Origin of the sequence: Aquimarina sediminis, assembly GCF_002895435.1 — a bacterium.
In the GTDB taxonomy this organism is placed as follows: Bacteria; Bacteroidota; Bacteroidia; order Flavobacteriales; family Flavobacteriaceae; genus Aquimarina; species Aquimarina sediminis.
In genome coordinates this window covers 140,126-153,115 of record NZ_POYJ01000007.1, presented here as the reverse complement: position 1 = coordinate 153,115, position 12,990 = coordinate 140,126, and the positions used below count along the sequence as shown (strand labels likewise).

Here is a 12,990-nt window from a genome sequence, read left to right as displayed (position 1 = left end):
TTGAATAATCTATATCTATAATTTTTGATGTCTCAATTTTTGTTTTCCAAGTGCAATTTTATGGCTTGATTGCGGGTGGTTAGAAATGTGATAAGATATTTTTTTAAGAGAATAATATCAAACAATCTACCTAAAACCCCATATGGTGTTTCATATTCGACTATATCGATCATCTCGGTTCCAGAATGTGTTTTGTTAAAAATATGCTGGTGTTTGAAGGTTTTAAAATGTCCTCTAATCATTTCATCTGTAAAGTTATTTGGGTATTCTAAAGCTGTAATAAGACTTTTATGAATACAAGACACCCCAAAATGTTTTGCTTGCCAAGTAACTGTTTCTTTCAGCTCTATTAGCCCAGAAGTACGACCGGCAATAGCTCTTTCTTTAGTTTTTTCTGAAGATTTAATATGAAAATCAATACTTCTTGCCAGATCAAAAGTTTGATCTATGGGAGCTTTTATTAGGGTTTTGAGGTAAATAGTCGTCATGATTGTTTTGTAAGGTTTTGTAGTGCTTTTTCCAAGTTGGGGAATGAAAATTTGAATCCGTTATGATCAAGTTTTCCTGGGATTACATTTCTACTTTTGAGTATTAGCTCTGTTTCGGTTTTAATGATTCTTGCACCCAATTTAAGTATTGGTTTCGATAACGGAATTCCTATAGAGGGTTTTATAATTTCTCTTAAGGTTTTCATAAAGATGGAGTTGGTAGTAGGTTGTGGAGAAACAATATTTATTACTCCCTTAATATGAGGGGTATGCATTATAAATTCAATACTTCTGGCAAAATCGATTTCATGTATCCAACTAATTTTCTGATTACCGTTCCCTTGTTTTCCTCCAAACCCAATTTTGACCAGGTTTAGAATAGGAGGAAAGGCTCCTCCTTTCTGTCCTAAAACAATAGAAGTCCTCAACGCAATTTTTCTGGTTGCGGGAGTTTGTTGGCTAAAGAATGTGTTTTCCCATGATGTCGCTACGTTAACAGAAAACCCTGAACCTATTTCTCCCTCTTGTTCATCCATTTTTTTGTGCAGTGAATGGCGATATATTGTTGCTGTAGAAGAGTTAATCCAAATTTTGGGTGGATTTTGACATATTTTGATGGCTTTGCCCAAAATAGCTGTGGATTGAATTCTAGAATCGAGAATTAGTTTTTTGTTTTTTTTGGTGTATCTGCAATCTACTGATTTGCCAGCCATGTTGATAAGGGCATCTGCTCCATTTAATTCTTTTGTCCAATTTCCAAGAGTTTTGGCATCCCAATGAACAAATTGGATGTTGTTTTCTGTTCTGTTCTCTCCACGGGTTAGAACGATAATAGTATTAGCTTTTGGAGCAAAATGATTGATGAGTATTTTGCCGAGAAAACCTGTTCCTGCTGCGATTACGATTTTTTTCATTGTAATGTGGTTTTATTTTTCTGCGGTGATTAAATAGTAGCCAAAACTTTTTATGTGTAAGCCAGAAAGTAAAGCAAACAATGACCCTTTTAGGTTTTTCCAGCTTTGAGGCTTTAAGGTTTCTTTTCTAAATATTTTTTTTAGTATAAATCCTGTAATTGCAAATGGTACATGAAGCACTGAGGGGGCAACTCTATGCGATATGTCTTCAATAGTAATATTTTTGAACCCTATTTGCTCTAAAGTATTTTTTGTTTTTTGAATACTTCCTAAACCTTTTAAGCTCCAGCCTTTACAAAGTTGTTCATAACAGTAGTTACTACCAATACATAGTTGTTCTTCATCTTTTTTTAGAAATGCATCTGCAATAACTAATCTTGAATTAGGTTTTAAGATTCTGTAAGCTTCTTGCAATGCTTGCTTGCTATGACCAGAATGGCAAAAGCTTTCTATGGCATAAGCGCCATCAATACTATTAGTTTTGAAAGAAGTATGGCAATAATTTTCTTCCAGAATTAAACCGTTTTTATGTTTTAGCCTTTTGTTCCCTTCATTAACTTGAAAAGGAGATAAGGTAACGCCTATTATATGTATAAGGGGATATTTTCTTAATCCATATTGTATAACACCACCTATACCACAACCAAGATCTGCAACCAATGAATTTTGTTTTTTAACCTGCAAACGATTATATACTTGCTGATTCATTTCATTAAGCATTGAATCTCTTTTCAGGATACTGGTTTTAAAAGGGATATAGTATCCAAAATGCATATTGAAATCTTTGCTCCAAAATTCATAATCCTCTGTTGCCTCATCATAAAACTTGATTATTTTTTCTCTTGTTACAGACTTTTTAAGCTTTAACTTATGTATTATTGTTAGTGTACTCATAATTTTTAAGTTTATATAAGGTTGAAAAAGCCAATGCAATTATAGATTACCAATACAGTATAGACAGAAGCAAAAAAGACAAATAAGCAGTTCATAAAATAACTTCCTATCTTAAATGTTTGTTTTTGAGGTATTTGGTACATTGGGTAATAAGCTATTTGAGTTACCACTTTTCCTACCCAATAAGCTGCGATTAAACCCGTTAAAGCGATAGATAATCCTGATTGTTCTTTGAGATTAGAGGCAAGCAGAATCGTAATCAATCCAAATGAAAAGTTAAGTCCTTGGATATATCTTCCATAAGTTTTTGCGATTTCTTGATTAAGTGGTTTTAACTGTTTGACATCATTATACCAGTCAAATACTTTATGTCTTATGTATGGATATATCAATGCTGTAAAGATTTGCCCGATACCTCCAAGTATTAGTAACCAGTTTGGGATATAATTTTTCATATTTATAAAATTTTAAAATTTCAGAAAAAATTGAAACTATAATTGAAAATAAAAAGGAGAAATACTCCTTTCTGCTTTTTTGATGTATGTTATTTAATCAGTTTAACCAAAGCTTTTGTAATCCAATTATGATCCTGACCTATAACTTTATTCATTAAAACATCCAAAGTGTCAGCCATCTCATGTAATGCTTTGGTTTGTTTTATTAATTCTTTAGTTTTATCGGTGCCGTCTTCTTCTATATTTGAGACATCTTTTAATATTTTTATTGTAGGTTGTAGCTCTCGTCTACTTCTTTCTTTAGCTATTTGTCTAGCAAGTTCTTGCACATCTTTTTCAGAAGTAAAGTATTCTTTTCTTTCTCCAATTTTATTTTCTTTAAAGACAATACCCCAATCCATGAGTTGCCGCAAATTCATACTGGTATTTCCTCTAGAGATTTGTAGTTGTTCCATGATATCTTCCATAGAGAGTGGTTCGGGAGATATTAGTAACAATGCATGAATCTGTGCCATCGCTTTATTAATGCCCCATAATGTTCCTAATGATCCCCAGGTAGAAATAAATTTGTTTTTTGCTTCATTGTAATCCATAGAGCAAATATATAAAATATTTCAAACTTTCAAAAAATATTGAAAATTAAATTGATTTTTTAGCTCTGCTTAGTTTTTAGCAAAAGGTTTGGTGGTAACATTCCTTAATAAGTGTACTAAATTATGTTTTAGGACATATAAGTACTGATATAGGACACATTTATATTGGTCAAGTATGCCCTTTTTGATAGCTTGGAGTTTAATCACAAATTTCAACTTATGAAACCTAAAAATTTACTAGGGGCTTTAGCTACGATGCTTGTGCTTTCGTTATCAGCACAAGAACGCCCTAAGATGTTTTATGCGACTATGGATACTCAGGACGCATTGAAACTAAAAAGAAATCATCCTAAGGATGTTAAAATTATTAAATCTCTTAAAGAGTATAGTGCAGTGATGCTCAATGAGCATTCGGCAAAGGAGTTACATCATACCGGATTGAGGCATGGACCGGGATATTTTTATGAAAATTCTAAGGAAGATGCTATAAATACCATAGAGCAAGTATATGCTATTAAGCAAACCAAACAGAATTCATTATCAAAAAATGTAGCTGTTTTTCAAATTACTCAAGATCAATTGGTATACCAAAGCTTGGGCTTGGTGAATAATTCTAATATTGAAACTCAAATTAGAGAACTTGAGAATTATGGAACAAGATACCATACCAAAAGTAGTGCAGCAAGAGCTTCTAGGGATCTAAAAACAAAGTGGCAGAATATAGCAGGTAATCGTAGTGATGTATCTGTAAGGCTTGTAAATCATTCTAATACTTCGATGCCATCGGTTATAATGACTATTACGGGTAGTGAAAAACCAGATGAGTATGTGGTGATCGGAGGGCATCTGGATTCAACATCAAGAGAAGGGCAGAATAATGCTCCCGGTGCAGATGATAATGCTTCGGGTATTGCTACTATTACTGAAGCAGCCAGAGTATTGTTTAGTATGAATTTTAAACCTAAACGTACTGTTGAGTTTATGGCTTTTGCTGCCGAAGAAGTTGGGTTAGTCGGTTCTAAAGAAATCGCAAGAGACTATAAGAGGAGAAATGTAAACATTGTTAGTTATATGCAATTGGATATGACAAATTATAAAGGCTCTACAAGAGATATTTTTATTACCACAGATACATATAATAGTACATCTTTAAATAATTTTTTGAAGAAATTAATGGATCACTACAATGCTTCCGGCGCTCATAAAATTACATACAGCAATTCTGCCTGTAATTATGGATGTTCTGATCATCATAGTTTTGCACAGCAAGGGTATGAAACAGCATTCCCAATTGAAGCTAGATTTAGTGAAAGTAATCCTCATATTCATACTTCCAGAGATACATCGTCTAGATTTCCAACAGCTAATGCTACCCATGCAGCCAAGTTTGCAAAATTGGCATTAGAATATTTGATAGAAATTTCTAATGGAGTTTCTGGAGGAGGTAATCCATCTAATTATTGTTCATCTAATGGGCAAAGTACTTCTGATGAGTATATTAGTAGAGTGGCTTTGGGAGCAATAAACAAAACATCGACGGCTGCAGCTGGAGGGTATAGTGATTTTACTGCAGAATCGACTAATCTGTCTAAAGGAAGTTCTAATACAATAACTATCACACCAACATGGTCGGGTACAACATATAGTGAAGGGTATTCTGTTTGGATTGATTATAATCAAGATGGAGATTTTGCTGATGCTGGGGAGCAAGTATGGTCAAAGACTGCTTCAAAAACTTCTCCGGTTAGTGGTAGTTTTACGGTGCCGTCAAGTGCCAAAGATGGAAAAACAAGAATGAGAGTGTCTATGAAATATAATGCGATACCTACTTCATGTGAATCTTTTCAGTATGGCGAAGTAGAAGATTATACTGTGGTGATTGGCGGATCTGGTGGAGGAGATACTCAAGCTCCTTCTGCCCCCTCAGGGTTAACTGCATCTAATATAGCTCAAACCTCACTAACTTTATCTTGGAATGCAGCTACTGATAATGTAGGAGTGACTGGGTATGATGTATACAAAGGAAATACAGTTTCAACTTCTGTTTCTGGAACTACGGCAAGTATTACAGGGTTAACAGCCAGTACTACATATCAATTTAGTGTTAAGGCCAAGGATGCTGCCGGAAATATTTCTGCATCCAGCACAGCAGTTAGTGCTACTACTAGCGGCGGTAGCTCTGATCCTTGTGCCGGAGTGCCTCCTTATAGTAGTTCACAAACATACCAACCGGGAGATCGTGTTACATACCAAGGGTATCTTTATGAAAGAACTAATAGTGGTTGGACTCTTATAGGACCCTGTGGGGCTTCGGCAAGAAGTTTTGCTCCAGTAGCATTAGTAGATAACAATTCTTTGTTCGAATTTTATCCTAATCCTGTTGCAGGAGAGAATATAACCGTAACAGTAAACAATAATTTATGGAAAACCAGTAGCAGTATGCTTATTATTGATGTGAAGGGTAATATACTGCAGGAGGTTAAGCTAATAACTAAAGCTACCGAGATCAATACTTCAAAATTTTCTTCAGGAATATACTTTTTGACTCTTTTTGATGGGGTAAAAAGCTATACAAAACAGATGATCGTAAAATAATGGAGTATACCCTTTATACTTTGAATTTACTGTAAAGGAGAATTTCATTACGGTAAATTCAAAGTATAAAAAGCATTAGCAAAAATGTCAGTCAATCTGAGCTTGTTAAAGACTATACTATTAAAAGTCAGAATATATAAACAGGCTCAGTTTGACATTTTTTATTAATTCATTTAATTAACCCTGCGCGCTTTAGCAAAGCTTCAGGTTTGGGCTCCTGACCTCTAAAACGTTTATATAGCACCATTGGATTTTCTGTACCTCCTTTGGATAATACATGCTCTTTAAACTTAGTGGCTATTTCTTTGTTGAAAATCCCATTTTCTTTAAAATATTCAAAGGCGTCTGCATCCAATACTTCTGCCCATTTATAGGAGTAATACCCGGCAGAATAACCACCTTGAAAAATATGTGAAAAAGCAGTACTCATACAATTTTTATCAATACTAGGGTATAAGGTAGTTGTTGCAAAAGTTTTTTCTTCATGCTCTTTTACATTTGTAATAGAGCTTGGGTCTTGTGCATGCCAGGACATATCCAGCAGTCCAAAACTCAGCTGGCGCAAAGTTTTCATACCTTCCATAAAGGTTGCAGATTCTTTGATTTTTTCTATTAGTTCCATCGGTATTACTTCATTGGTCTCATAGTGTTTTGCAAATAACTCGAGGGCTTCTTTTTGGTAGCACCAATTTTCTAAAACCTGACTTGGTAATTCAACAAAATCCCAAGATACACTTGTTCCTGATAATCCAGGGTACATAGTATCCGCAAGCATACCATGTAATGCATGTCCAAATTCGTGAAACAGGGTTGTTACCTCATTAAAAGTTAGTAAAGAAGGTTTGCTGGGAGTCGGTTTTGTAAAATTGCAAACAATAGAAACATGAGGTCTTATGTTTTTGTCATTTTTCTTCATTTGCGATTTGTAAGAAGTCATCCATGCCCCATTTCTTTTTCCTGGTCTTGGATGAAAATCTGCATAAAATAATGAAACATAGTTTCCTTTTGCATCTGTAACATGATATGTCTTTACTTCTTCATGATACTTATCCACATCATTGGTTTCTTCAAATTGAAGACCAAACAATCTTGAAGCAATTGTGAAAACACCATCAATTACGTTTTCAAGTTTAAAGTATGGTTTTAATTTTTCATCGTCAAGATCAAATAGTTTTTGCTTTAATTTTTCAGTATAATAAACCCCATCCCATTTCTGAAGTTTGTCTATGCCGTCTAATTCTTTTGCAAAGGATTCTAATTGCTTAAACTCTCTTTCTGCTGCAGGTTTTGCTTTTTCTAAAATTTCATTCAAAAAAGAAAATACATTATCTGGAGTTTCAGCCATCCTTTCTTCTAAAACATAGTTGGCGTGAGATGAATACCCCAAAAGACGGGCACGTTGATGTCGTAAGTTTACAATTTTTAAAACAATATCTTGATTGTCCAGATCATCATTATTAAAACCTTTAGCACCAAATGCAAGCGTGAGTTTTTTACGTAATTCACGATTGTTAGCATAGGTGACAAAAGGAATATAGCTAGGGTAGTCTAGAGTGATTAACCAACCTTTTTTGTTTTTGGATTCGGCTAATGCTTTTGCTGCCTCTTTTGCACCTTCTGGAAGCCCTGATAAATCAGCCTCATTAGTAAGGAGCATTTCAAATTTATTGGTTTCGGCTAATACGTTTTCACCAAATTTTAGGCTTAAGGTAGAAAGTTCGGTATCTAGTTTTCTAAGCTTTTCTTTTTCTTCATTAGGTAGACTGGCTCCATTTCTAGAAAAGGACTTGTATCTTTTTTCTAAAAGTTTTGATTGCTCAGGAGTTAGAGACAATGTTTCTCTTTTTTTGTAAACAACTTCAATTCTTTTAAATAGATCCAGATTAAGTGATATGTCATTACTGAATTCTGAAAGTAGAGGAGAAGCTTCCTGTGCTATTTTTTGAATATCTTCATTGGTTTCTGCGCTATTAAGATTAAAAAACACACTTGTTACTCTATCGAGTAATTCACTGCTATAATCTAAAGCTTCAATAGTGTTAGAGAACGATGGGGGTTCTGGGTTGTTAACTATTGCATCTACTTCTTTTTTTGCAATTGAGATACCATTTTTTATTGCGGGTAAAAAATGATCTGAAGTTATTTCTGAAAATGGTGCGGTATCAAAGATTTTTAATAATGGATTCTTCATTGGTTTAATGATAATTTCTCTATGTTATTAATTGTATATGTCTTATATCGAAAAAAATAGCCTTTCGTCGAAAATTGCTTCTGAGTTGTATCGATTTTTAGCCAAACTAAATTTTATACTGATAGATTTGATCAGGTTTATTAGTATGGTCTAGTTTTAGATTCGATGGTTATTTCTATTTGGGGTATGAATATTAATAATTTTCTAAAGCGAAGACCAAATATATCGAAAGAGCTGCAATTTTTGCGGCTCTTTTGTATTGAAATTTTGTTTAAAAACCTCTTTTTTGGGGTGGTGTTCTGTTTTTACGTCCGTTTTTTCAATCAAAAAAAAGCTCTTAAAGCTTAAAAAAGTGTTTTTTATCGATGAAATAGGTATTTTGTCGAAAGTTTGAATATTTTAGCATTACTTTTATGGTGTAATAAAAGTAAGGTTTTACCTTTGTTCTAGGTTTTAAGAGTAATGGTCTTACGATGAATTTTTTGTGTAATATATTTAAGTTGGTTAATAAATATTGTTATATTCTTTTGTAAGACCTGATATTCAAAAGAGCTACTGAAAAGTAGCTCTTTTTTTTTGTTATTTTTTGATCTGTTTAGCTCCTTCGATTACTTTTTGTTTTAGACCTTCTTTATACATAATAATTTTATCCAAAATACATTTGTCACCAGATCCTATAATCTGACCTGCTAGAATACCGGCATTTAATGCACCGTCTAAAGCTACAGTAGCTACAGGAACTCCACCAGGCATTTGTAGAATAGATAAAACAGAATCCCAACCGTCAATTGAGTTACGTGATTTGACAGGAACCCCAATTACTGGTAGAGGTGATAACGAGGCTACCATACCAGGAAGATGTGCTGCTCCACCTGCACCAGCGATAATAACTTGTATCCCTCTGGTATGGGCATTTTTTGCATAATCAAAGAGCTTTTCAGGGGTACGGTGTGCCGAGACAATATCAACTTCGACCTCAATATCAAAACCTTTTAGTACATCAATAGCTTTTTCCATTACAGGCATATCACTGGTACTACCCATTATTATTCCCACTTTACTCATTACATTAATCTTTTTTTTGTTATATCAATTTTAGAATATTGTTTAATTAGTAAGACAACATTTTTTATTTACTTACAACTTGTATTGTGTTTTTTACTTTTTCAGCTATTTTTCTAGCTTCATCAATGCTTTTGTTTATTATGGTAACATGTCCCATTTTTCTAAATGGTCTAGTTTGTTTTTTACCATAAATATGAGGTGTTACACCTTTCATTTTTAAGATGCTTTCTATGTCCTTATATACAACATCTCCAGTATGTCCTTCAGCACCAACTAGATTAACCATTATACCGGCTACTTTGCTCTCGGTTTCCCCTAGTGGTAAATCCAAAATAGCTCTTATGTGTTGTTCAAATTGATTTGTATAGCTGGCTTCTATAGAGTAATGTCCGCTATTGTGCGGTCTGGGTGCAACTTCGTTAACAAGAATGTCGTCATCTTGCGTTTGAAACATCTCTACCGCTAATATACCTACATGCTCAAAAGCTTTAGAAACCTTTGTAGCAACTTGTATTGCTTTTTGTGTTACATTATCATCGATTCTTGCCGGGCATATTACATATTCTACCTGATTTGCTTCTGGGTGGAATTCCATTTCTACTACTGGATAGGTTTTAATTTCACCACTTGGACTACGAACCACGATTACAGCCAATTCATTTTTGAAATCGATTAGTTTTTCTGCAATGCATTCGGTATCTGGTATTTTTGCCAAATCAGCACCTGATTTTATAACGGATACTCCTTTGCCATCATAACCTCCCTGAGTGCTTTTCCAAACAAAGGGGAGTTTGATTTTATTATTGGTAATCCCTTCTGTCAAATGTGCTTTATTAGAAAACCTAACAAACTCTGCGGTGGGTATGTTGTTTTCTTCATAGAAGATTTTTTGTCTCCCTTTATTTTGTATTTTTTCTAAAGTCTTTGCACTTGGATAGACTGTTTTTCCTTCTTTTTCCAGTTGAGCCAGAGCTTTTAGATTTACGGTTTCTATTTCAAAAGTAAGTACGTCTACTTTTTTTCCAAAATTATAAACTGTATCATAGTCCATAAGATTACCTTGTTGAAAATGATCACAAGCTATTTTGCTAGGAGCATCTTGGCTAGGATCAAGAACATGCGTACGGATGTCATATTTTCGGGTTTCGTATAACATCATTTTGCCAAGTTGTCCACCTCCTAATATTCCTAACTTAAAATTTGACGAGAAAAAATTTGTCATTATTGGGCTCAAAATTTACTTTATTTGGCAAAAATAATTTTTTAAAAAGGAATAACCATAATATTGTAAGGTAAATACTTTGAGTATACTCTTTTAGGTATAATTCTTAGGGTGGTTGTTTTGTGTTTTTAGAGACCTGACAGAATTCTGGAAAATGTCATTTCGGTTGATGCCTTAATTCTTAGTTATGCTCATTTCTAATCACTATCTTTGCGGCTTCAAATTTAAAATCAAATCATAACAAGTGCAAGATAGAATAATAAAACTGCACGATTTACAGTTTAGTCCTTTTATTGCAGAGGAAGAAATTGGAACGGCAATAGATAAAATAGCAGCTTTGTTAAATAGGGATTTGGCAGATAAAAATCCATTATTTATAGGAGTGTTAAATGGTGCTTTTATGTTTGTTTCAGAAGTTTTGAAACGATTTAACCATGATTGCGAAGTAAGTTTTGTAAAACTGGCATCATATGAAGGAACCGAGACAACTAATGAGATCAAAGAGTTAGTAGGATTAGGAGAAGAGGTGTCTGGGCGAACAGTAGTGATTTTGGAAGATATTGTAGATACTGGAAATACATTAGAAGTCTTAGAAGAAATCTTAGAAAGAAAAGGCTGTAAAACATTTAGTATTGCTACGTTGTTCTATAAGCCTGAAGCATATACCAAAAACATTAATATAGATTACATAGGGATTGAAATCCCAAATCGATTTATTGTTGGATACGGTCTAGATTATAATGGATTAGGACGTAATCTTACAGAAGTTTATGAATTAAAATCAAACAACATGACAAATTTGGTGTTATTCGGACCTCCAGGGGCAGGAAAAGGAACACAAGCAGAAGTTTTAAAACAAAAATATGATCTAGTACATATCTCTACAGGAGACGTATTTAGATACAATATAAAAAATGAAACAGAATTAGGTACTTTGGCAAAATCTTATATAGACAAAGGACAATTAGTACCAGATGAAGTTACTATTAATATGCTTAACGCCGAAGTTGATAATAACCCAAATGCAAAAGGATTTATCTTTGATGGTTTTCCTCGAACAGAAGCTCAGGCAGACTCATTAGCTAAACTATTAGAATCTAAAGGTACAGCGGTGAGTGCAATGGTTGCACTTGAAGTCGATGATGAGGTTTTGGTAGAGCGATTACTCGAAAGAGGAAAAACATCAGGAAGACCTGATGATGCAGATGAAGCAGTAATTCGCAATAGAATTAAAGTATATTATGATGAAACCGCCATTTTAAAAAACTACTATCAAAAACAAGACAAGTATTTTGGAGTTGATGGAGTAGGTGCAGTAAAAGAAATTACTGACAGATTAAATAGTATTATAGATAAATTCTAGTTTCTGATTTTTAATTGATCAGAAGTAATATAATAGATGTTAAATTGATAAGGTTCTCATTTTTGATGAGATGATTATAGGAAACGAGTTATGACAGAAGGGAATTTTGTAGATTATGTTAAGTTACATGTAGCTTCCGGAAATGGAGGGAAAGGATCTGTTCACTTGCACCGTGAGAAATATATCACAAAAGGAGGACCTGATGGAGGTGATGGTGGTCGCGGAGGACATGTTATTATTCGTGCTAACCCAAATATGTGGACGCTATATCACCTGAAATTTAAGCGTCACTTTAGAGCTGATCATGGAGGACATGGTAGTAAGAGTAGAAGTACAGGAGCCGATGGAGGAGATATTTATATAGATGTACCTCTGGGGACTGTAGTGCGAGATACAGAGACTCAAAATATAATCAAAGAGATAACCGAGGAAGGACAAGAATATATCGCCGCAGAAGGAGGAAAGGGAGGTAGAGGAAATTGGCACTTTAAAAGCCCTACAAATCAGACACCTCGTTATGCGCAACCGGGAATTGAAGGACAGGAGCATGATATTACATTGGAACTTAAGGTATTGGCAGATGTGGGATTAGTAGGGTTTCCTAATGCTGGAAAATCTACATTATTATCTGTTATTACTGCTGCAAAACCTAAAATTGCTGACTACGAGTTTACTACTTTAAAGCCAAACCTTGGTATCGTAGAGTATAGAAACTTTCAAACCTTTGTGATGGCTGATATCCCTGGAATTATTGAAGGAGCAGCAGAAGGAAAAGGTATAGGACATCGTTTCCTAAGGCATATCGAGCGTAATTCTACTTTGTTGTTTTTAGTTCCTGCAGATGCTCCTGATATTAAAGAACAGTATGAAATCCTTTTGGATGAATTGCGTCGATATAACCCAGATTTGTTAGATAAAGAACGACTTATTGCGATCTCTAAATGCGATATGTTAGATGACGAATTAAAAGAGGAATTAAAGATTGAGTTAGATCAACAACTAAATATTCCTTATATATTTATTTCTTCGGTAGCTCAACAAGGATTGCAAGAATTAAAGGATAGACTCTGGAAAATGTTGAATGCTTAGTATGTAAGGTTTAAGGGTGAGTAGGGGTAGGTATGTTATTTAGTATCTATCTTTATCCTTATAGTTACTTTCTGTTAACAAAGAAGAGTTGACTCTTTTCTAGTTTGTTCTTCTCTACACT

At 34.1% G+C, this 12,990-nt stretch carries 11 protein-coding genes; 3 read left to right on the top strand and 8 right to left on the bottom strand.

The features are described 5' to 3' along the window. Window positions 1-32: 32 nt before the first annotated feature. The 5 genes from C1X07_RS15980 to C1X07_RS15960 all read right to left on the bottom strand — a co-directional run bounded on the left by C1X07_RS15980 (window position 33) and on the right by C1X07_RS15960 (window position 3,344). Window positions 33-488, bottom strand: a complete 456-nt coding sequence (locus C1X07_RS15980; RefSeq protein ID WP_103071033.1) for an SRPBCC family protein — start codon at window positions 486-488, stop codon at window positions 33-35. Beyond that, a complete protein-coding gene (locus C1X07_RS15975) occupies window positions 485-1,402 on the bottom strand; it encodes a TIGR01777 family oxidoreductase (protein ID WP_103071032.1) in 918 nt (305 codons plus the stop codon). The genes C1X07_RS15980 and C1X07_RS15975 overlap by 4 nt, the downstream gene beginning before the upstream one ends. A 12-nt stretch (window positions 1,403-1,414) precedes the next feature. Beyond that, complete coding sequence (locus C1X07_RS15970; protein ID WP_103071102.1) at window positions 1,415-2,296, bottom strand: methyltransferase domain-containing protein; 882 nt, start codon at window positions 2,294-2,296, stop codon at window positions 1,415-1,417. Between the two features lie 11 nt (window positions 2,297-2,307). Then, window positions 2,308-2,751 (bottom strand): hypothetical protein, encoded by a 444-nt coding sequence (locus C1X07_RS15965; RefSeq protein ID WP_103071031.1) that lies wholly within the window; start codon window positions 2,749-2,751, stop codon window positions 2,308-2,310. Window positions 2,752-2,840: 89 nt separating this feature from the next. Next, on the bottom strand, window positions 2,841-3,344 hold the full coding sequence (locus tag C1X07_RS15960; protein ID WP_103071030.1) for a GbsR/MarR family transcriptional regulator: 504 nt from the start codon (window positions 3,342-3,344) through the stop codon (window positions 2,841-2,843). Between the two features lie 219 nt (window positions 3,345-3,563). Between C1X07_RS15960 and C1X07_RS15955 the strand changes: the two genes are divergently transcribed. Next, complete coding sequence (locus tag C1X07_RS15955; RefSeq protein WP_103071029.1) at window positions 3,564-5,939, top strand: M20/M25/M40 family metallo-hydrolase; 2,376 nt, start codon at window positions 3,564-3,566, stop codon at window positions 5,937-5,939. A gap of 169 nt (window positions 5,940-6,108) precedes the next feature. Here C1X07_RS15955 and C1X07_RS15950 read toward each other — a convergent pair whose 3' ends face one another. The 3 genes from C1X07_RS15950 to C1X07_RS15940 all read right to left on the bottom strand — a co-directional run bounded on the left by C1X07_RS15950 (window position 6,109) and on the right by C1X07_RS15940 (window position 10,417). Then, on the bottom strand, window positions 6,109-8,130 hold the full coding sequence (locus tag C1X07_RS15950) for a M3 family metallopeptidase (RefSeq protein ID WP_103071028.1): 2,022 nt from the start codon (window positions 8,128-8,130) through the stop codon (window positions 6,109-6,111). Between the two features lie 579 nt (window positions 8,131-8,709). After that, window positions 8,710-9,195, bottom strand: coding sequence for a 5-(carboxyamino)imidazole ribonucleotide mutase (gene purE, locus C1X07_RS15945; RefSeq protein WP_103071027.1), 486 nt, complete (start codon window positions 9,193-9,195; stop codon window positions 8,710-8,712). 64 nt (window positions 9,196-9,259) lie between these two features. Then, a complete protein-coding gene (locus tag C1X07_RS15940) occupies window positions 9,260-10,417 on the bottom strand; it encodes a 5-(carboxyamino)imidazole ribonucleotide synthase (RefSeq protein ID WP_103071026.1) in 1,158 nt (385 codons plus the stop codon). Window positions 10,418-10,673: 256 nt separating this feature from the next. Here C1X07_RS15940 and C1X07_RS15935 point away from each other — a divergent pair, with 256 nt between their 5' ends. Then, entirely contained in the window at window positions 10,674-11,780 is a 1,107-nt protein-coding gene (locus C1X07_RS15935) for an adenylate kinase (protein WP_103071101.1), read from the top strand. 90 nt (window positions 11,781-11,870) lie between these two features. After that, the gene (gene obgE / locus C1X07_RS15930; protein WP_103071025.1) at window positions 11,871-12,869 is read left to right on the top strand and encodes a GTPase ObgE; all 999 of its coding nucleotides are present in this window, start codon (window positions 11,871-11,873) and stop codon (window positions 12,867-12,869) included. Window positions 12,870-12,990: the final 121 nt, after the last annotated feature.